General features: G+C 71.6%; 17 protein-coding genes. 9 read left to right on the top strand and 8 right to left on the bottom strand.

Going from position 1 to position 19,809, the window contains the following annotated elements; genetic code table 11:
* The first annotated feature begins 44 nt into the window (after positions 1 to 44).
* A complete protein-coding gene (locus tag ABD120_RS08330; protein WP_343949146.1) occupies positions 45 to 1,175 on the top strand; it encodes a hypothetical protein in 1,131 nt (376 codons plus the stop codon).
* Here ABD120_RS08330 and ABD120_RS08325 read toward each other — a convergent pair.
* Together ABD120_RS08325 and ABD120_RS08320 are read right to left on the bottom strand one after the other, a co-directional pair.
* Positions 1,127 to 2,029: a 5'-3' exonuclease gene (locus ABD120_RS08325; protein ID WP_343949316.1), complete on the bottom strand. Its 903-nt coding sequence runs from the start codon at positions 2,027 to 2,029 to the stop codon at positions 1,127 to 1,129. The genes ABD120_RS08330 and ABD120_RS08325 overlap by 49 nt on opposite strands.
* 49 nt (positions 2,030 to 2,078) lie before the next feature.
* On the bottom strand, positions 2,079 to 3,305 hold the full coding sequence (locus ABD120_RS08320) for a PP2C family protein-serine/threonine phosphatase (RefSeq protein ID WP_343949145.1): 1,227 nt from the start codon (positions 3,303 to 3,305) through the stop codon (positions 2,079 to 2,081).
* A gap of 142 nt (positions 3,306 to 3,447) precedes the next feature.
* On the opposite strand from ABD120_RS08320, the gene ABD120_RS08315 reads away from it, so the two are divergent.
* The 3 genes from ABD120_RS08315 to ABD120_RS08305 all read left to right on the top strand — a co-directional run bounded on the left by ABD120_RS08315 (position 3,448) and on the right by ABD120_RS08305 (position 5,966).
* Positions 3,448 to 4,557, top strand: a complete 1,110-nt coding sequence (locus ABD120_RS08315; RefSeq protein ID WP_343949144.1) for a M24 family metallopeptidase — start codon at positions 3,448 to 3,450, stop codon at positions 4,555 to 4,557.
* Positions 4,558 to 4,896: 339 nt separating this feature from the next.
* Positions 4,897 to 5,490 (top strand): GTP-binding protein, encoded by a 594-nt coding sequence (locus ABD120_RS08310; RefSeq protein ID WP_343949143.1) that lies wholly within the window; start codon positions 4,897 to 4,899, stop codon positions 5,488 to 5,490.
* 23 nt (positions 5,491 to 5,513) lie between these two features.
* Entirely contained in the window at positions 5,514 to 5,966 is a 453-nt protein-coding gene (locus ABD120_RS08305) for an Lrp/AsnC family transcriptional regulator (RefSeq protein WP_343949142.1), read from the top strand.
* Here ABD120_RS08305 and ABD120_RS08300 read toward each other — a convergent pair.
* From ABD120_RS08300 to ABD120_RS08280, 5 genes are read right to left on the bottom strand one after another with little or no spacing between them, the layout of a single operon-like run.
* Entirely contained in the window at positions 5,956 to 6,921 is a 966-nt protein-coding gene (locus ABD120_RS08300; protein WP_343949141.1) for an N-acetylglucosamine kinase, read from the bottom strand. The genes ABD120_RS08305 and ABD120_RS08300 overlap by 11 nt on opposite strands.
* Positions 6,918 to 7,817 carry a carbohydrate ABC transporter permease gene (locus ABD120_RS08295; protein ID WP_343949140.1) on the bottom strand — a complete coding sequence of 300 codons (900 nt, stop codon included), beginning with the start codon at positions 7,815 to 7,817 and terminating at the stop codon, positions 6,918 to 6,920. The genes ABD120_RS08300 and ABD120_RS08295 overlap by 4 nt, the downstream gene beginning before the upstream one ends.
* Complete coding sequence (locus tag ABD120_RS08290) at positions 7,814 to 8,761, bottom strand: carbohydrate ABC transporter permease (RefSeq protein WP_343949139.1); 948 nt, start codon at positions 8,759 to 8,761, stop codon at positions 7,814 to 7,816. Before ABD120_RS08290 ends, ABD120_RS08295 begins: the two co-directional genes overlap by 4 nt.
* 6 nt (positions 8,762 to 8,767) lie before the next feature.
* Entirely contained in the window at positions 8,768 to 10,108 is a 1,341-nt protein-coding gene (locus ABD120_RS08285; RefSeq protein ID WP_343949138.1) for an ABC transporter substrate-binding protein, read from the bottom strand.
* A 13-nt stretch (positions 10,109 to 10,121) separates the two neighbouring features.
* Complete coding sequence (locus ABD120_RS08280) at positions 10,122 to 11,321, bottom strand: ROK family transcriptional regulator (RefSeq protein ID WP_343949137.1); 1,200 nt, start codon at positions 11,319 to 11,321, stop codon at positions 10,122 to 10,124.
* A gap of 333 nt (positions 11,322 to 11,654) precedes the next feature.
* On the opposite strand from ABD120_RS08280, the gene ABD120_RS08275 reads away from it, so the two are divergent.
* From ABD120_RS08275 to ABD120_RS08260, 4 genes are all read left to right on the top strand, one after another.
* Positions 11,655 to 13,826: a HelD family protein gene (locus ABD120_RS08275; RefSeq protein ID WP_343949136.1), complete on the top strand. Its 2,172-nt coding sequence runs from the start codon at positions 11,655 to 11,657 to the stop codon at positions 13,824 to 13,826.
* 809 nt (positions 13,827 to 14,635) lie between these two features.
* Positions 14,636 to 16,264 (top strand): apolipoprotein N-acyltransferase, encoded by a 1,629-nt coding sequence (lnt, locus tag ABD120_RS08270; RefSeq protein ID WP_343949135.1) that lies wholly within the window; start codon positions 14,636 to 14,638, stop codon positions 16,262 to 16,264.
* Between the two features lie 2 nt (positions 16,265 to 16,266).
* Positions 16,267 to 17,004 (top strand): polyprenol monophosphomannose synthase, encoded by a 738-nt coding sequence (locus ABD120_RS08265; protein WP_343949134.1) that lies wholly within the window; start codon positions 16,267 to 16,269, stop codon positions 17,002 to 17,004.
* Between the two features lie 352 nt (positions 17,005 to 17,356).
* Positions 17,357 to 17,884, top strand: a complete 528-nt coding sequence (locus ABD120_RS08260; protein WP_343949133.1) for an FxsA family protein — start codon at positions 17,357 to 17,359, stop codon at positions 17,882 to 17,884.
* Between the two features lie 6 nt (positions 17,885 to 17,890).
* Here ABD120_RS08260 and ABD120_RS08255 read toward each other — a convergent pair whose 3' ends face one another.
* Positions 17,891 to 18,532 carry a TetR/AcrR family transcriptional regulator gene (locus ABD120_RS08255; RefSeq protein ID WP_343949132.1) on the bottom strand — a complete coding sequence of 214 codons (642 nt, stop codon included), beginning with the start codon at positions 18,530 to 18,532 and terminating at the stop codon, positions 17,891 to 17,893.
* Between the two features lie 98 nt (positions 18,533 to 18,630).
* Here ABD120_RS08255 and ABD120_RS08250 point away from each other — a divergent pair, with 98 nt between their 5' ends.
* Complete coding sequence (locus tag ABD120_RS08250; RefSeq protein ID WP_343949131.1) at positions 18,631 to 19,809, top strand: FAD-dependent monooxygenase; 1,179 nt, start codon at positions 18,631 to 18,633, stop codon at positions 19,807 to 19,809.

Genomic DNA, 19,809 nt, shown 5'->3' with positions numbered 1-19,809 from the left:
TATCGTCCGATTCGTCGCTCTCGTGGTGGGCCGATAATGATCCGGTGACCCCGACGACGACCCTGCCACCAGGTGCCTCCGGCCTCCCGCGCGCGCTCGGCGGCGCGGTCGTGGCCGTCGAGGCGTTGCGCCACAACCAGAACAACGACGCCACCGGCGGCATCTGGAGGGTCCGAGGCGATCTCGGCGGAGCCGTCCTCAAGGTCTTCACCCCGCCCGGCGGCGTCTCGGCCGGCTTCTGGCCCACCAGCGACGACCCCGCCCACTGGAACCACTGGCGGCGCGAGTGGCTGGCCTACACGAGCGGGCTGGCCGCGTCGGCCTACGGCGAGGCCGGGATCGCCGCCCCCGCCGTCGTCGAGGCGGGCGCCCGCGACGACGGGCTGCTGGAGCTGTGGCTCGAAGACGTCGAGGGCGCCGACGGCTTCTCCTGGCCGGTGCCGCGCCTGGCCCGGTTCGCCTACGAACTCGGCGCCGGGCAGGCCCGGTGGGCGGGCCGGGTCCCCGGCACCCCGTGGTTGTCGCGCGGGTGGCTGGAGCAGTACCTCGCGCAGGGCCCGGCGCGGTCGGTCGAGGTGGCCGACTCCTTCTGGGACCATCCCCGGGTCGCCGTGTGGCCGGAGCGGGTGCGGCACGGGCTGCGGCGGCTGTGGCACGAGCGGGAGCGCCTCACGGCGGTCGCGCGGGCGGCCGAGCGCACCCTGTGCCATCTCGACGTCTGGCCCGCCAACCTCGTCGACCGCCAGGGTCGCTCGGTGCTGCTGGACTGGTCGTTCACGGGCGAGGGCGCGCTGGGGGAGGACGTCGCCAACCTGATCGTGGACAGCTTCGCCGACGGGCTCATGGACGTGGCCCTGCTGCCCGAACTGGCCGAGACGGTCACCGAAGGTTACCTGCGGGGGTTGCGCGACGGCGGCTGGTCCGGCTCCGGCGACCGGGTCAGGGCCGCCGTCGCGGCGTGCGGGGCCGCGAAGTACAGCTGGCTGGGACCCGCCTTCCTCGGCCGCGTCGTTCGGGAGGCCCCCGGCGCCTCCGCCTACCGGCGCGACGCCTCCGTGGAGGAGACCGTGGAGCGGCTGACCGGGCTCCTGACCCTCGTCGCCGACTGGGCGGCCACGGCACGGCCTCAGGCGAGCGTGTCGAGGAGCCGGTTGAGCGGGGCGTCGAGCCCGTAGCGGTCGGACAGCACGACCAGCGCCTCCGGGTCGCGCGCCTTGGCGGGCAGGCGCAGGTCGGCGTCGGGCAGCGGGGCGTCGGCGGCCACCTCGACCACGGCGGGCGCCACCCGAAGATAGTCGCGGGCCGCCGCCAGCTTGGCGCGGGCACCGGCGGGGAAACCGTCGGTGACCCCGCCGTCCAGCGCCGCCAGCAGCGCGTCGAGCGAGCCGAAACGGGTGATGAGCGCCGCCGCCGTCTTCTCGCCGACACCCGGAACGCCGGGCAGCCCGTCGGAGGGGTCACCGCGCAGGGTGGCGAAGTCCGCGTACGCCCGGCCGGGGATGCCGTACTTGTCCGTCACGAACGCCTCGTCGACCACCTGAAGGTTACGGATGCCCCGCGCGGTGTAGAGCACCCGGACCGGGCGGCTGTCGTCGACGAGCTGGAACAGGTCGCGGTCGCCGGTCACCACGTCGACCGCGCCCGTGCCGGGGCGGGTGAGGGTGCCGATGACGTCGTCGGCCTCGTAGCCGGGGGACTCCATGCGGGCGATGCCGACCGCGTCGAGCACCCGCTCGATGACGGGGATCTGCGGCAGCAGGGTGTCGGGCACCTGCTCCGCCACGCCGGTGGTGTCGCCCTCGGCCAGGCGGTGCGCCTTGTAGGTGGGGATCGCCGCCACGCGGAAGGCGGGCCGCCAGTCGGCGTCCATCGTCGCGATCAGCTCGGCGGGGCGGTGGTTCCTGACCAGGGTGGCGATCATGTCGATCAGCCCGCGCACGGCGTTGACCGGCATCCCGTCCGGTGCCGTCATCGACTCGGGGATGCCGAAGAAGGCCCGGAAGTACAGCGACGGGGTGTCGAGGATCATCCGCACGGCATGCCTCCCAGTGGTCTCGGTCGGGGACACCACCGTAGCGTCAGGGACCGACACCCACGGCCATCAGGCACGCGTCGTCCTCGGGGTTGGGGCCGCCGATGGCGGTCAGCAGGTGGTCGAGGCCGGCGTCGAGGTCGCGGGCCGGCAGCCCGGCGGCGGCCGCCACCACGAGTGCCAGGCCCTCGTCGATGTCGCGGGTGCGCCGCTCCACGAGCCCGTCGGTGAACAACAGCAGCACGTCGCCCTCCTTCAGCCGCACGCTCGCCAGGTGGTACGGCTGCTCGCCGGTGGCCCCCAGCAGCACCCCGCGCGGCTGGGCCAGCAGCTCCGCCGCGCCGTCGCGCACCAGGATCGGCGGCAGGTGCCCGGCCTGGCTCCAGGTGAACACGTTGGTCACCGGGTCGAGATGGCCGATGACGGCGGTGGCGGTGGTCTCGTCGAGGCGGTGCATGACGAGCTCGTTGAGCCAGCCGAGCAGCCGGTCGGCGGGCTCGCGGGTCATCGCCAGGCCGATGAGGGCGTGCCTGAGCTGGGCCATGTGGGCGATGGCGGGCAGGCCGTGCCCGGAGACGTCGCCCATGGCCAGCAGCACCCGCCCGTCGGGCAGGGCCGCGGCGTCGAACCAGTCGCCGCCGAGGTTGGCGGTCTTCTCCGCCGGGACGTACCTGACCGCGATGCGGGTGCTCGGCAGGGCGAGGCAGCTGCTGGGCTCGGGCAGGATCGCCTCGCGCATGGCGAGCATGACGGCCCGCTCCTCGGCGGCGCGTTCGCGGGCCTCCAGGAGCTGGCGGCGGGACTCGGACATGATGCGCTCGGCGCGGCGGCGGCCGGTGATGTCCTGGACGACGCCGTGCACGCCGATGGGGCCGCCGGGGGCCATCAGCGGTTCGAGCACCACCCTGATGTTGCGCATCTCGCCCGCGCGCCGGATGCGGAACTCGGCCTGCACCGGCTCGATGCCCTGGACGACCGTCCACAGGAGCTGGTCGAGCGCGCCGAGGTCGGCGGGTTCGACGTATCCGGCGAGGTCGGGCAGGCCGAGCGGGCCGTCGGCGGGATCGCGGCCGAAGATCACGTAGACCTGGTCGGACCACACGGCGTCGCCGGTGTGCAGGTTCCACTCGGCCCAGCCCATGTTGCCGAGCCGCTCGGCGTGCGCCAGGCGCACGGCCAGGACGGCGGCGTCCTGCTCGCCGGACTCGGGGCGGGCAGGGTCGTGATCCGGCGGAGGAAGGGGTGGCTGCCTGCCGCCCGGGACGTCGACCATGGTTCACTCGCAAACGCCAATGGAACGGGACAACAAACCCACGATATGTGATCGTCCTAGAACGGAGTGTAGCGGCGGCTTGCCGGGTTGTGAGAGCTTTTCGTGGATTTTAGGGACCGGGTGGCGGAGTACATTGAGGACTGTGACGTCCGAAGACCTGTATCCCGTGTCCCGTCTCGCCGCTGCTCAGGAGGCCACCGCCAAGGCCGGCCTCGACGCCCTGCTGCTGACCCCCGGCCCCGACCTCCGCTATGTGAGCGGCTACGAGGCGCTTCCGCTGGAGCGGCTGACGTGCCTGGTGGTCCCTGCCTCCGGCGAGGCGTACATGATGGTGCCCAGGCTGGAACTGGCGGCCGCGCAGGCCTCTCCCGCCTCCCGGCTCGGCGTGGAGTTCGTGCCGTGGGGCGAGACCGACGACCCTTACGCCGCGGTGGCCGCCCGGCTCGGCGGGGCCGCGAAGGTCGGCCTGGCCGACCGCATGTGGGCGATGGCCTCGCTGCGCTTCCGCGACGCCATGCCGGGCACCGAGCAGGTGCTCGCCGGTACCGTGCTGCGCGAGCTGCGCATGCGCAAGTCGCCCGCCGAGGTCGCCGCGCTGCGCGAGGCCGGCGCGGCGATCGACGCCGTGCACCGGCAGGTGCCCGGGTTCCTTCGCCCTGGCCGTACCGAGCGCGAGGTCGGCCGCGACATCGCCGAGGCGATCCTTTCGGCGGGCCACCACAGCGTCGACTTCGTCATCGTGGGCTCGGGTCCCAATGCCGCGAGTCCGCACCACGAGGTGTCCGACCGGGTGATCCAGGCGGGCGAGCCGATCGTGGTCGACATCGGCGGCCAGCTGCACAACGGCTACTGCTCGGACTCCACGCGCAACTACTGCATCGGCGAGCCGCCCGCGGAGTACACGCGCTACTTCGAGGTGCTGCGCCGCGCCCAGGACGCCGCCTGCGCCGCCGTACGGCCGGGCGTGTCGTGCGAGTCGATCGACGCGGCGGCCCGCGAGGTCATCGCCGAGGCCGGGTACGGCGAGCACTTCATCCACCGCACCGGTCACGGCATCGGCATCGAGACCCACGAGGAGCCGTACATCGTGGCGGGCAACGACGAGCCGATGGAGCCGGGCTTCGCCTTCTCCGTCGAGCCGGGCATCTACCTGGCCGGCCGCCACGGCGCCCGCATCGAGGACATCCTGGTGTGCACGGACGGCGGCGGCGAGCGCCTCAACAACACCACCCGTGACCTGGTGGTCGTCTGACCCGCTGGGGTGCCCCGGTCGGTTCTCCGGGGCGCCCCGCAGGCGAAATGCCGGGGAATTGTCCCCATGGATACACGCAGGGCGTAAAGGGCGTTTCGGGCCGAATGTCCTGACAGGCCACTGACAGCTCGCTTTACGCTGGGCGAGATGCACTGGTATTTACGCGCCCTAGGTGACAAAGCGGGACAAATGGGGCTGTGTTAGGCAATGTGTCTTGAGTGGGATTTGAGGCGTTGCTAAGGTGTGTCGTTGCCAGACATAAGGCTGGACCTTTTCTCTTCGCCTTGACACGTCACACTGACCTGACCTGTTCGGGGCGAGCGCACAGGGCGGTGCTCGATGGACTTCGGTCGCTCTGATAGATGGCGGCTGCCGACCGCGATCAAGATCCTGATCGCGGGCGGTTTCGGCGCGGGCAAGACGACCATGGTGGGCGCGGTCTCCGAGACCCGGCCGTTGCGCACCGAGGAGACGCTCACCCACGTCGGCACGGGCGTCGACGACCTCTACGGCGTCGAGGCCAAGCCCACCACCACGGTGGCGATGGACTTCGGCCGGATCACGATCCGCAACGACTACATGCTCTACCTGTTCGGCACGCCGGGGCAGGAGCGCTTCTACTTCTTCTGGGACGAACTGGCCCTCGGCGCGCTCGGCGCCGTCGTCCTCGCCGACACCAGGCGCCTGGCCGACTGCTTCCCGGCCATCGACTACTTCGAGCGCAACAGGACGCCGTTCGTGGTCGCGCTCAACTGCTTCGACGGCGCCCGGCCCTTCACCGTCGGCCAGGTGCGCCAGGCGCTCGAACTCGAGCCGGAGATCCCCATCGTGCTGTGCGACGCGCGCCGCCGCGACTCCGGCAAGGAAGTGCTCATCACCCTCGTCGAGCACGCGATGCGCATGGGGGCCACCCCGGTCGGGACCGCGCCGTGACCGAGACCGGCTACCTTTGACCGATGGAGGAGATCGACCGCCGGATCGTCACGCTGCTGGCCAGGGACGGCCGCATGAGCTTCACCGACCTGGCCAAGGAGACCGGGTTGTCGGTCTCCGCCGTGCACCAGCGGGTCCGCCGCCTGGAGAAGCGCGGCATCGTGCGCGGCTACGCCGCGGTCATCGACCACGACGCCATCGGGCTGCCGCTCACCGCGTTCGTGTCCATCAAGCCCATCGACCCGGCCGCGCCGGACGACGCCCCCGAACGCCTGGCGCACCTCGTGGAGATCGAGGCGTGCCACAGCGTCGCCGGTGACGAGAGCTACATCCTGAAGGTGCGGGTCGCCTCGCCGTACGCGCTGGAGGATCTGCTGCAGAAGATCCGCGCGGCGGCCAACGTCTCCACCCGCACCACGGTCGTGCTGAGCACGCCGTACGAGCATCGGCCGCCCGAACCGGACGTCAGTCCCTGAGCGCCGCGTAGTAGGCCCGCAGGCGCTCCTTGGCGGCCTCGGGGGCGCCCATCCGGTCAAGGCCGCCGAGCGCGGCGCCCACGATGGGCCGTACGTCGGAGATCACCGGCCGCGCCTTCGGCGCCCGGACGGCGAGTTCGGCATCCAGCAGCCGGGTCAGCAGCGGGTCGCGGGCGGCCACCACCCCGCCGCCCAGCACCACCTCGGCGGGCGTCTCCAGCAGTTCCAGCCGCCGCAGGCAGACCTCGGCCATCACCGCGATCTCGGCGGCCAGGCGGCACACCAGCGCGAGCGCCACGGCGTCGCCCGCGCCCGCGACCGCGAACAGCCGGGTGGACAGCCGGTGCAGCGACGCGGGGTCGAGGCCGCCGTACTGCAGGCCGAGGACGACCTCCTCGACGGTGGCGGTGCCGAAGTGCTCGGTGACCGCCCGGGAGAGGGCGGTCGCGGGGCCTCGGCCGTCCTCCGCCCGCACCGCCGACCACAGCATCTCGTCGGCGAGGTCCTGGCCGCCGCCCCAGTCGCCGGACAGGCGGCCCAGGGCGGGGAAGCGCGCGAGCGCGCCGGTGGGGGAGACCCCCACCGCGTTGATGCCCGTGCCGCACACCACGGCCACGCCCCAGGGCCGCGACGCGCCGGCGCGCAGCAGGGCGAAGGTGTCGTTGCGCACGACCACGTCGGCGCCGAGCCCCCTGGCCGCGAACTCGGTGGCCAGCGCCTCCTCCTCGACCGGCAGGTCGGCGCCCGCGACGTAGGCGACCACGTGCTCGGCGCCGAGCATGCCGGACTGCTCGGCGGCCCGGCGGACCATCTCGACGGCGGCGCCCACGCCGTCGGACTGGGGTTCGAACGGCCCGGCGCGCCGGGTGGCGAGCACCCGGCCGCCGGCGTCGACCAGAGCGAGGTCGGTCTTGCTGTTGCCGCCGTCGACGGCGAGCACCAGCGGCTCGCTCAACCCTTCACCCCTGTCAGGGTCACGCCCTCGATGAAGACCCGTTGCGCGAAGAAGAACACCACGATCACCGGCGCCGTCACCAGGAGGGTGGCGGCCATGGTGAGGTTCCACGCCACGCTGTGGAAGGCCTTGAAGGTGGCAAGGCCCAGCGACAGCGTCCAGGTGCCCTGGTCACCGGGGTCGGTGTACATGAGCGGGCCGTAGTAGTCGTTCCAGCAGTAGAAGAACGAGAACAGCGCCACCGCCGCGATGGCCGGGCGGGCCATCGGCAGGATCACCCTGATCAGCGTCTTGAAGTCGGAGCAGCCGTCCACCTTCGCCGCGTCGGTGTAGTCGCGCGGGATCGTGACCAGGAACTGCCGGAGCAGGAAGATCGAGTAGACGTCGCCGAGCAGCAGCGGCAGGATCAGCGGCCACAGCGAGCCCGTCAGGTCGAACCGCGCCCAGATGATGAACACCGGCACCGCCACGACCTGCGGCGGCAGCATCATCCAGGTGATGACGAGCAGCAGTGTCGCCTTGCGGCCCCGGAAGCGGAAACGCGCTAGCGCGTAGGCCACCGGGACCGACGACAACAGCATGAACAGCGTCGCCAGGCCCGCGTAGATGAACGTGTTGAGCGTCCACTGCAGCAGCTTGGACTTGGCGAACACGTCGGCGAAGTTCTCGAAGTGCCAGGACTGCGGCCACAACTCGCTGGTCAGCGCCTGGTCGTCGGTCATCAGAGAGGTCAGCGCCACGAAGAAGATCGGGGCGATGAACATGATGGCCAGCGCGATGGCGATGGAGTGCGTGGCGATCCACATCAGCGTCTTGCGCCTGCGTGAGTCCCGCGGGGAGGTCCCCCCGCGCCTGGCGGGGGCGGTCGCGGGTGGCGCCGTGATCGTCGTGCTCATCGGGCCTCCTCGGCGAAACGGAACTGGCGCAGCAGGATCAGCGTGAACACCATCGCCGCCACGAACAGCATCAGCGCGTGGACGGAGGCCATGCCCATCGACCAGTCGCGAAAGCCCGACTGGAACAGGTGCTGCGGCAGCGTGAGCAGGGATCCGTCCGGGTACCCGGGAGTGAAGACGCTGCCGGCCGAGTCGGTCGAGCCGGAGGCCACCCGGGAGGCGATCATCGCCTGCGTGAAGTACTGCAGGGCGTAGATGACGCCGGTGATCGTCGAGAACATCAGCACCGGCGAGATCATCGGCAGGGTGATGCTCCGGAACTGGCGGAAGGCCCCGGCGCCGTCGATGGAGGCGGCCTCGTACAGGTGCTTGGGCACGTCCAGCAGCGCCGCCAGGAAGATCATCATGGTGTTGCCGACGCCCCACATCGCCAGCATGGTGAGGCTAGGCTTGGACCAGGCCGGGTCGCCGAACCAGTCGGGACCCGTGATGCCCACGGCCGCGAGCACCTGGTTGACCGCGCCGGTGCCGGGGTTGAGCAGGAAGACGAAGGCGACCGTGCCGGCGACGAGCGGGATCAGGGACGGCAGGAAGAAGATCGTCCGGAAGATCGCCGCCCCGGTCTTGATCTTGGTGAGCAGCAGGGCGAGGCCCAGCGCGAACAGCAACTGGGCCGGGACCATGAACACCACGAGCCAGAGCGTGTTCGTCGCCGACTGCCACACCCGCTCGTCCTTGAGGACGTAGGCGTAGTTGTCGAGGCCGATGAACTCGAGGGTGAACAGGTCGTAGCGGTGGAAGGAGTAGTACACCGTCGCGATGAGCGGGTAGATGAGGAAGACCATCAACCCGACGAGGAACGGCGACATCCACACCAGGGCCCGCAGGCCCTCGCTGCGCCGCCACCGCGAGGGCTTCGGCGCAGCGTGGACGGGGGAGGCCATGAAGGATCAGCCTCCGGAGAGCTTCATCTTGTCGTTGATGCGCTTGTCGACGTCTTTCAGCCCGGCGTCGAGGTCCTTGACCGCGCCCTTCTCCCACTGGATGAGGAACGTGGAGAAGACGTCCTGGTTGAAGACGCTGTTGATGTTGGCGGGCAGCGTCGAGGTCTTCGGGTGGGAGAAGATGTCGAGGAAGGTCTTGAACTTCTCGTCGTCGGAGAGGTTCGGCGACTCGGCCGCGGCCTTGGTCGTCGGCACGTTGCGCAGCGCGTTCGACAGCGTCACCAGCGATTCGGTGTCGGTCGTCAGGTGCTTGACCAGCTCCCAGGCGTGCTGCGGGTTCTTGGCGCCTCTCGGCACACCGATCACGCTGCCGGCGGTGAAGCCGCTGCCGAACAGGTCCGGCTTGGTGTCGGAGACCGGCAGGGGAGCGGTGCCGTAGTCGAGGGACTTGGCCTCCGGGTCGTTGGCGATCATGGCGGTGCGCCACTCGCCGTCGAGCACCATGGCCACCTTGCCCTCGAAGAACGGGTGCTCGGCGCCCCACTCGTCACCCAGGCTCTTGCGGAACTTCTCCAGCTTCTCGTAGCCGAACCAGTCGACGAGGTCCTTCTGCCAGGTGAGCAGCTCCTTCCACGCGGGGTCGGAGCCGATCGCCGAGGTGCCGTCCTCGTTGTACCACTTGGCGCCCGTCATAGGGCCGAGGTGCGACGGCGAGTTCTCGTAGTACTGGGTGCTCGGCATGAAACCGGCCACCTTGATGTTGCCGTCGGCGTCGCGGACGGTCAGCTTCTTGGTGAGCTCGGTCAGCTCCGACAGCGTCTTCGGCGGCTGCTCGCCCTTCATGAGGGCCTTGTTGTAGAACATGCCGTAGGCGTCGGCCAGCAGCGGCATCATGCACCGCTTGCCCTGGAACTCGGTGTAGGAGCGCGAGGCCGCCGGCAGCACCGTCAGGTCGATGCCGTCGCTCTTGATCACCGGTGTGAGGTCCTGGAAGGCGCCGGAACTGCACCACTGGGCCACGTTGTCGGTGGTGAACGAGGCCGCCACGTCGGGCGCCTTGCCGCCTCGGATCGCGGCGGTGATCTGGTCGTCCTGGATGCCCTTCTTGGCATTGACCTTGATCTGGGGGAACTTCTTGTTGAATCCGGCGATGGCGTCCTCGAATGCCTTGACCTCGGCGTCCGTGGAGAAACCGTGCCACAGTTCGAGTGTGGCGGGGGGCAGCGCCTGCGAGGAGGCGCCGGAGGGCTTGGGAGCGCCGAGACTGGGCCCGGCTTCCTTGCCCGTGGTACAAGCTGTCAGGACCAGGGCGCTAAGCCCGGCCACCGCGAGTGGTATGAAGCGCACGGGGGGTGCCTCCTCATGGCGTTGGTACCGTACTGCTGAAGACCTCGTCACGGGCAGTGTCGAGGGCGAGGTCGAGCGCGCCGGCCAGGACTGGGTTGCCCTCGACGGTCGACAGACGCAGCGCAGGCCGCGGGATGGTCAGCGCGTGGAGTTCGTGTTCGACGAGTTCGCGCAGGAGTTCGCCGCCGGTCAGCACGAGGCCGCCGGTCAGCACGATGAGCCCCGGGTCGATCACCGAGGTGATGGCGGCCAGGCCGACGGCCAGCCGGGCCGCGATGTCGCGCAGCCCCGCCCTGGCGTCGTCGGCCCGTTGCCCGGTGCCCTCCGCCGACCGCACCGCGTTGGCGATGGACTGGCGGAAGTCTGAGCCGCGCACGCCGTACGAGCGCAGCAGTCTGTGGACGGCGGGGCCGCCCGTGAGGGCCTGGTAGCCGTGGTTGGCGTAGCGGCCGGCCTCGCGGGCGGTGGGCGCGCCGGGCGTCGGCATGTAGCCGACCTCTCCGGCCCCGCCGGTGGCGCCGCGGTGCATGCGGCCGCCGAGGACGATGGCCGAGCCGATGCCCTCGTCGGCCCACAGCAGCACGAAGTCGCCGTGCCCCTTGGCCACGCCGTGGGCCTGCTCGGCCTGGGCCACCAGGTTGACGTTGTTCTCGACGGCCACGGGGATGCCGAGACCGTCCCGCAGGGCGGAGACCACACCGGGGGTCTGCCAGCCGGGGGTGTCCTTGGCGGTGGCGTAGCCGATCGTGCCCGTCGTCGGGTCGACGGCCGCCTGGACGCCGATGACGACGTGGCGCAGCGAGCCCGGCGACTTGGCGCCCTCCAGGGCGGCGCGCAGGCGGTCGACGAGGTCGTCGCCGGGGCGGCGCGGGGTGTGCAGGGTGTGCTCGCCGACGACGGTGCCGGTGATGTCGGCGACGCGGGCCTCGATGCGATCGGGGGTGACGTCGAGCGCGCCGACGTAGGCGGCGGCCGGGTTGATCCGGTAGACCTCCGCCGTACGGCCGGGCAGTCCCTCCCTGATGCCGTCGGGGACGACGAGTCCGGCGTTCTGGAGCCGGGAGAGCAACTGGGAGGCGGTGGGCTTGGACAGGCCGGTGAGCGTGCCGATCTCGGGGCGGGTCAGCGGCCCGCGCTCCAGGAGGGCCTGCAGGGCGGCGCGATCGTTGATCGCGCGCAGCAGGCTGGGAGTGCCCGGTGTCGGACTGCTCACGACAGCTCCATTCATCGGAGTTAGGAAACTTTCCTAACTCGATGAGAACGTATGGAGAACTGGCAGTATCGGTCAAGGGGTGAAATCAAGACGTGACCGTCTTGATGAAAGGCTGGAGCGCTGAAGAACCCTGGGTGTCTCGACGGGCATGCTAGGGTCGTGATTTGTCGTAACAACTAGCAGAATGGCCCGGAGTGTCCCATTAACACCACAAACACTAGTGGTCCGACGGCCGCGCGTCAAACCGAACTGGCCAAGGAGCAGCAGTACGTCACCCGGCTCTACGACCGCCTCGACGTCCTGCGGGAGCGCACCCAGAGTCAGCTGAAGGAGGTGCTCGCCACCGGCGCGGTCGGCACCATGCAGAACCGCTCCGAACGTGACACCTTCGCCGACATGTACGCCAATCGCCTGGCCCGGTTGTGGGCCGTCGAGCGAGGGCTGGTCTTCGGCCGCCTCGACCACCTGGAGGAGGGCCGCCTCTACATCGGCAAGCTCGGGCTCACGGACGACGAGCAGGAACGCCTGCTCATCGACTGGCGCGCACCCGTCGCCCAGCCCTTCTACCGGGCCACCGCGACCGCCCCCATGGGCGTCACCCGGCGCCGCCACCTGCAGACACGCGGACGCAGCGTCGTCGGGGTGGACGACGACCTGCTCGACCTCGACGCGATGAGCGACGCCGACCTCGCCACCCTGAACGGCGAGGCCGCCCTGCTGGCCGCGCTCGGCGAGAAGCGCACCGGCCGCATGCGCGACATCGTGGCCACCATCCAGGCCGAGCAGGACCGCGTCATCAGGGGCGACCTGAACGGCGTCCTCGTGGTCCAGGGCGGCCCCGGCACCGGCAAGACGGTCGTCGCCCTCCACCGCGCCGCCTACCTCCTCTACACGCACCGCGAGCGCCTCGAACGGCGCGGCGTGCTGATCCTCGGCCCCAACCTCACCTTCCTGAGGTACATCGAGCAGGTGCTGCCCTCGCTCGGTGAGACCGACGTGCTGCTGTCCACCGTCGGCGAGCTCTACCCGGGCCTCACCGCGACCCGCCGCGACCGGCCTGAGGTCGCCGCCGTCAAGGGCGACGCCCGCATGGCCGAGGTGATCGCCCGCGCGGTCCGCGACCGGCAGCGCGTCCCGCGCAAGGCCGTCCAGCTGCCGCTCGGCAGGTACACGCTCACCATCGAGCCCGGCATGCTCGACGCCGCCCGCAACAAGGCGATCCGCTCGCGCCGCCCGCACAACGCCGCCCGCGCGGTCTTCGTGCGCTCGCTGCTCAACGCGCTGGCCCGCCAGTCCGCCAAGAAGATCGGCAGAGGGCTGATCGACGACGACGAACTCGCCGACCTGCGCGAGGACCTGCGCACCGAGCCGGTCGTGCGCAACGCGCTCAACCGCTTCTGGCCCTACCTCACCCCGCAGCGCCTCCTGCTCGGCCTGTACGGCTCGGCCGAGCGACTCGGGTACGCCGCCGCGATGCTCACCCCCCGCGAGCGCGATCTGCTGCGCCGCGAGGGCGGCGAGTGGACCGAGTCCGACGTCCCCCTGCTCGACGAGGCCGCCGAACTCCTCGGCGAGATCGACGAGAAGGTGCTGCGCGCCAGCGCCGCCCAGGCGGAGGAGGAACTCGCCGCCGCCCGCGCGGCCGAGGAGCACGAGCGCGAGGCCGAACTCGCCTACGCCCGCGAGGTCCTCGAACTCACCGGCCTGTCCGACGTGATGGAGGCCGAGCGGCTGGCCGAGCGCCAGCGCGGCGGCGGGCCGTACCTCACCACGGCCGAGCGCGCCGCCGCCGACCGGGGCTGGGCCTACGGCCACGTCATCGTGGACGAGGCCCAGGAACTGTCGCCCATGGCCTGGCGGACCGTGATGCGGCGGATCCCGACCCGGTCGATGACGATCGTCGGCGACATCGCCCAGACCGGGTCCTCGGCGGGGGCGCGCTCGTGGGCCGAGGTCCTCGACCCCTTCGTCGCCGGCCGCTGGCGCCAGGAGCACCTCACCGTCAACTACCGCACCCCGGTCGAGCTGATGGCGGTCGCCGCCGACGTGCTGGCCGACATCGACCCTGCGCTGAAGGCACCGACGTCGGTGCGCGAGAGCGGCGCGGTGCCCTGGTCGGCTCCGCTGTCGCGACTGCCGGAGCTGGTCAAGGCCGAGGCCGGCGAGGGCGGCAAGGTCGTCGTGGTGGCCCCGGAGGCGTCCCTGGAGCGGATCGGGGCGGAGGTGGCCGCCGAGGTGCCCGGCACCGTCGTCGGCGGCGGAGCGGCCGCCCTGGACGCGCCCGTGACCGTGATGGGGGTCACCGACGCCAAGGGGCTGGAGTTCGACTCGGTGATCGTCGCCGAGCCGGAGCTCATCGCGAGCCAGTCGCCGCGCGGATCCAGCGACCTGTACGTGGCGCTGACCCGGGCCACGCAACGACTCGGTGTTGTTCACGAAGCCCCGCTGGACAAGGCGCTCCGGCGCTTGCACCCGCGCGGGCATGAGCTGACAAATGGGCTTTAATGCGGCAGGCGGAGCATGTCCTACCTGCGAAAACTTGATGTTTCCGCTGATCGGGACACGGTTGACATCTGAGTTGGAGTCGGTAGTTTGCTGCGCAGTCCAGCACGGGACTTGGCCGGTTGGCCGTCTCTGACATCGACGGATCCTGCGTCCGTGACGGAGCGTGACTGAACACGCACGACTCCGTCCACACAGCCAGGTGCAGGGCCGTCGGTCCGTCGAGTCGGGGCACCCCAACCGGGCGGGGGGTTGGACCCGGGACGGGCCCGGTAGCCCAGTAGACAACGGAATTCCGCGCTCGCCGCCGACGAGACGGGTCCGGTCCGAAGGGTTTCCGGGCCCTCTTCCCGCTCCCGTGCACCAGGATGGCCTGCGCGGCGATCCCGGCGCGATCGGCACTCCCGCCCGCGCCGGGATCACCGCAGGTGCGTCCCCTCTCTCACACACATCTGTCACGGCAGGGCCGCCGCCCACGCCGCCCGCCGCGCCCCCTCCCGGCCTCCCCGGCGCCAGGCCCCGCCCCGCCGTCCCGCCGCGACGCCGCCCGGTCACCCGATCGCGCGGCCGAGCCCGCCCCGGTCAAGGGCGGAGTCGTCACGGCGGGGCGGAGAACGGGGCGGAGCGTGCCCCTGGAGGCCGTCACGGCACGGCGGCGGGTGGGGCAAGGGGGCCGGGCCGTGAGGGCGATCGACAGATCTTGACGCGCGCATGGGGCCGGACCGGCGCGGCGATCGGCCCGGACGGGGTGAGGACGGCCGATGGGGCGGTACCGTACGGGAAACGGTGTACGACAACGAGGAGACCGCGGCGTGGTGCAGGAGATTACGGGCCCCGTGCCGGCCGCGCCCGCCCGGCCGCCCCGGGCCGCGGCGAGCCGGTCCCCGCTCCTCGTCCGGCTGCCCGCCGCCGTCCTCGGCGGCGTCGCGCTGTTCCTGGCCTTCCCGCCGCTCGACTGGTGGTGGTTCGCCCCCGCCGGCGGCGCCCTGATCCTGCTTTCGGTGTACGGCGCCCGTCCCCGCCGCGCCTTCTGGATCGGCTACGTCGCAGCCCTCGGCTTCCTCCTGCCGACCCTCGCCTGGGTGCAGCCCATCGGCTACGACGGCTGGCTCGCCCTCGTCGGCGTCGAGGCGCTCTTCTACGCCGCCTGGGCCGCCTTCGCCTCTCTCGCCCTGCGCCTGCCCTGGTGGCCGCTGTGGACCGCCGCCCTGTGGGTGGCCATGGAGTGGGGGCGCGGCAACCTGCCCTCCCTCGGCTTCCCCTGGGCGCGCGTCGCCTTCAGCCAGGGCGAGTCGCCGTTCACCCCGCTCGCCGCGCTCGGCGGCGCGCCCCTGGTGAGCTTCGCGACCGTCCTGTGCGGCACCCTGCTCGCCTGCGCCGCCCTGCGCCTGCTGCCCGCGCTGCGCGACAGGCTCACCCGCGACCGCCTGCGCGCGCCCCTGGCGGCCCCCGGCCGGACCGCCAAGGCGGCGCCGCTCGTGCTCGCCCTGCTGGTCCCGCTGGCCGGCTTCGCCGTGCCCGAACCGGGCGACGAGGGCCGCACGGTCAACGTCGGCATCGTCCAGGGCAACGTCCCCGGCCGGGGCATCTACGCCTTCGGCGACGAGCCCGCCATCGTCCTGCGCAACCACGCCAACCAGACCAAGCTCCTGGCCGCCGCCGTCCGCGAGGGCAGGCTGCCCAAGCCCGACCTGGTCGTCCTGCCGGAGAACTCCACCGACATCGACCCCTACCGCAACGAGTTCGCCCGCTCGGTCATCGACGAGTCCGTCAAGGACGTCGGCGTCCCCACGCTCGTCGGCGCCGTCGTCTCCATCGGCGACGAGCACCGCGCCACCCGCAGCCTCGTGTGGGACCCGGTCACCGGCCCCGGCGCCTATTACGACAAGCAGCAACTCGTGCCGTTCGGGGAGTACACGCCGTTCAAGGACGTCTTCCTCGCGCTGTTCGAGCGGGCCCGGCTGGTCGGGCGGCAGTCCGTCCCCGGCGACAAACCCGGCGACCTGCGGATGGGGCCGGTGACCATCGGCGCCGTCAACTGCTACGAGGTCGCCTTCGACGAGACCGTCCGCGAGACCGTCCGTGCCGGGGGCACCCCGCTCGTCGTGCAGACCAACAACGCCACCTGGGCGATGACGGACCTGCCCGCGCAGCAACTGGCGATGTCCAAGCTGCGCGCCGTCGAGCACAACCGGGCCGTGGTGACCGCCGCGACCACGGGAATCTCCGCATACGTCACGCCGGAGGGTAGGGTCTCCTGGCAGACTCGCGAGCAGGTCGCCGACATGACGGTGGCCACCGTGCCCGTGCGCACCGCGACCACGCTCGCCACGACGGTGGGGGCGGCTCCGGAATGGGCGCTCATGCTGGCGGGCGCGGCGGCGGTCGGCATCGCACTGTGGCGCGGCAGGCGCCGGACGACGGATGAGGTAACGGACTGACCATGGAGACGCTTGGCCGGGTACTCGTCATCGTGCCCACCTACAACGAGCGTGAGAACCTCCCGCTGATCGTCGAGCGCCTGCGCGCCGCCGTCCCCGAGGCCCATGTGCTGGTGGCCGACGACAACAGCCCCGACGGCACCGGCGCGGTCGCCGACGACCTGGCCGCCGCCGACGACCACGTGCACGTGCTGCACCGGCCCGGGAAGGAGGGGCTCGGGTCGGCCTACATCGCGGGGTTCCGGTGGGGACTGGCCGAGGGGTTCGACGTGCTCGTCGAGATCGACGCCGACGGCTCCCACCGGCCGGAGGAGCTTCCCAAGCTGCTGGAGGCGGTCGGCGAGGGGGCCGACCTCGCGATCGGCTCCCGCTGGGTGCCGGGCGGCAAGGTCGTCAACTGGCCTGCGCGCCGGGAGTTCCTGTCGCGCGGGGCCAACATCTACACGCGGGTCATGCTGGGCCTCGGGGTGCGCGACGCGACGGCGGGCTTTCGGGCCTACCGCGCGGCGACCCTGGAGAAGATCGGGCTGGCCGAGGTGAACTCGCAGGGCTACTGCTTCCAGGTGGACCTCACGCGCCGCACGGTCGGCAACGGCCTGCGGGTGGTGGAGGTGCCGATCACGTTCGTCGAACGGGTGCACGGCACCAGCAAGATGAGCGGCAAGGTGTTCACCGAGGCGCTGTGGCGGGTGAGCCTGTGGGGCGTGACCGGCCTCCCCGGCCGCTTCCGCCGCCACTGACCTCCCAAGTCACGCCGCCGCCCCACCCGCCACTCGCCGCACGGCCTCCGGGATCCCGCCGAGGACGACGCATCGTGCGCTGTCCTTCGGTGTCCGCTCGTCGAGTTCGTGTGGGGCTGGGGTCAAGGTATCCGGGACGGGTCGGCGGTATCCACCGGATTATCGGTCAAGAGGGCGGGGTGCGGGGAGGAGCGTGTCGGGGCGCGGTGGCGGGTGGCGGTGGGTGTGGCGGGCCGTGACGGACGGTCCTGAAGGGACGTTCACGGCGGGTACGGCGCGGCGGGGCGGAACGGATGCGGGCGATCGCGCGTTGTACCGTCTGTACCGGGTCTGCCGCGCGAATGAGGAAAAGATGCTGCGCCTTGCGCTCTTTCTGGGCTTTCTGATCGTGCCCGTGCTGGAGATCTGGCTGCTGATCCAGATCGGCTCGGTCATCGGCGGCTGGAGCACCGTGGCGCTGCTGATCGTCGGCAGCCTGCTGGGCGCCTGGCTGATGCGCCGCGAGGGCCGCCGCGCCTGGCGGAGCCTGCAGGACGCGCTCCAGTCCGGACGCATGCCCGATCGCGAACTCGCCGACGGCGGTCTCATCCTCGTCGGCGGCGCCCTCCTGCTGACCCCCGGCTTCATCACCGACGTGTTCGGGTTCCTGTGCATCCTGCCGTTCACCCGCCCGGTCATGCGCAGGCTCGGCTCGTGGTTCTTCACCCGCCGCGTCAAGGCGATGGCCGCCGCCTCCCCGTACGCGAACCTCGGCGTGCCCTTCCCCGGCGAGCCGCAGCGGCACGACGGTGTCCAGAACAGCGCCCAGAACAGCGCCCAGAACAGTGCCCACAACGGCAAGGTCGTCCACGGCGAGGTCATCCGTGAGGAGCGCGCCTGAGCGTGCTCACGGAAGGTTCGCCAGCATCCCTCCGGTGATGAACGCGACCAGTTCCTCCCGTTCGACCGGATGCGGCCTGCGGGCGGGCGGCGTGTCTCGCGGCCGCCAGTCGACCGTCCTGAACGCCCCGGTCTGGTGCAGGCCGAGCAGCCCGACCATGCAGGTGAAGGCGAAGCGGACGCGCTCGTCTCCCAGAGCGGGCAGCGCGCGCCCCAGCGCGGCCAGATAGCGCCCCTCCACCGGCCCGACCTGCTCGGCGAAGATCTCCCTGACCCTCGGATCGGGCTCGCCGATGAGCCGTCCGATGAACCTGGCGGTGTCGGACCCGTCCGGGCCGTCGTGCGCCGTCAGGTCCGCTGCCGGTTCGACGAAGGCGCGCACCAGCTCGGCCACCGAAGGCGGCCCGGCCGCCGACTCCAGGTCGTCGAGGCGGCGGCGGCGTTCGTCGTTGACCGCGCGCATGGTCTGGTCGATGACGGCGCGCAGCAGGCCCTCCTTGGACCCGAAGTGGTAGTTGACCGAGGCGATGTTGGCCTCCGCCGCCTCGGTCAGCGCCCGCATCGAGGTGGCGGCGATCCCCTTCTCGCCGAACAGCCGGACGGCCGAGGCGATGAGCCGCTCCCGCGTGGACGCCTTCTCCTGTTCCACCTCGGTCACCTTTCTGCTGCCTGGACGGAACAATCATGCTATAACACTCGTTTCAAACGATAGTTTCAAACGATCGCTTGAAAACGGAGGTCACAGCAATGAGGACAGCGGTCATCGTGGGCGCGGGGATCGGGGGTCTGACAGCGGCCCAGGCCCTGCGGCGTACCGGCTGGAACGTGGCGGTCTATGAGCAGGCCGCCGCGGTCGCGCCGGTCGGCGCGGGCGTGGGCGTCGCGCCCAACGCCGTCAAGGCCCTGGATCATCTGGGGCTCGGTACGGCACTGCGCGAACACGGGCAACGCCAGCAGGCCCTGGAGATCCGGCTACGCGGCGGCGGACGGGTGGCCGGCATCCCCGCCTCCCGCTTCGAGCGCCGTTACGGCACCCCCTTCTACGCCGTCCACCGCGCCGGACTGCACCGGATCCTCATGGACGGACTCGACGCCGCCTCGCTGCACACCGGCCACCGCGCCACCGGGGTCGCGCTCGGTCCCGACGCAGCCACGGTCACCTTCCAGGGGCCGCAGGGCGAGGTCGCCGTGGCCGCCGACCTGGTGGTGGCCGCGGACGGGGTCAGGAGCGCGCTCCGCACGGCGCTGCTGCCCGCCTACCCGGGCCCGACGTACGCCGGGTACACCGTCTGGCGGGGCACCCTGCCCGCCGAGCGGGTCGCGCGGCTGGGCCTGCGGCCGGTGCTGTCGGAGACGTGGGGCAGGGGCGCCCGGTTCGGCATGGGCATGATCGACGGCGGCCGGCTCTACTGGTTCGCCTGCGAGAGCGTCCCCGAAGGCAGCCCGCTCGCACACGACCTCGGACTGCTCGCCGACCGGTTCGCCCGCTGGCACGCGCCCATCCCCGCGATCATGACGGCCACACCGGAGGAGACGCTGCTGCGCCACGACGTCCACTACCTGCACGAGCGGCTGCCGAGCTTCGTCCACGGCCGCGTGGTCCTGCTGGGCGACGCGGCCCACGCCGTCACACCCGACATCGGCCAGGGCGCCTGCCTGGCGATCGAGGACGCGGTGACCCTCGCCGCCGCCCTTGAGAACGCTCCCGCCGGGATCGACGCGGGGCTACGCCTCTACGACACCCTCCGGCGTCCTCGGACCGAGCGCATGGCGCGCGCCTCGGGGCGGCTCGGGCACATCATGCAGACCCGCAACCCGGTGGCCGCGCTGGCCCGCGACACCGTCGCCTCGGTCCTGCCCGACGCGCTGCTGATCGGCGCGGCGGGCGCGGCCTTCACCTGGACCCCGCCGCTGGGCGCGACGTGA

Origin of the sequence: Nonomuraea longicatena (assembly GCF_039525605.1) — a bacterium.
GTDB lineage: Bacteria > Actinomycetota > Actinomycetes > Streptosporangiales > Streptosporangiaceae > Nonomuraea > Nonomuraea longicatena.
The sequence above is the reverse complement of the archived record's forward strand: the minus strand, read 5'-3'. Positions and strand labels throughout refer to the sequence as shown.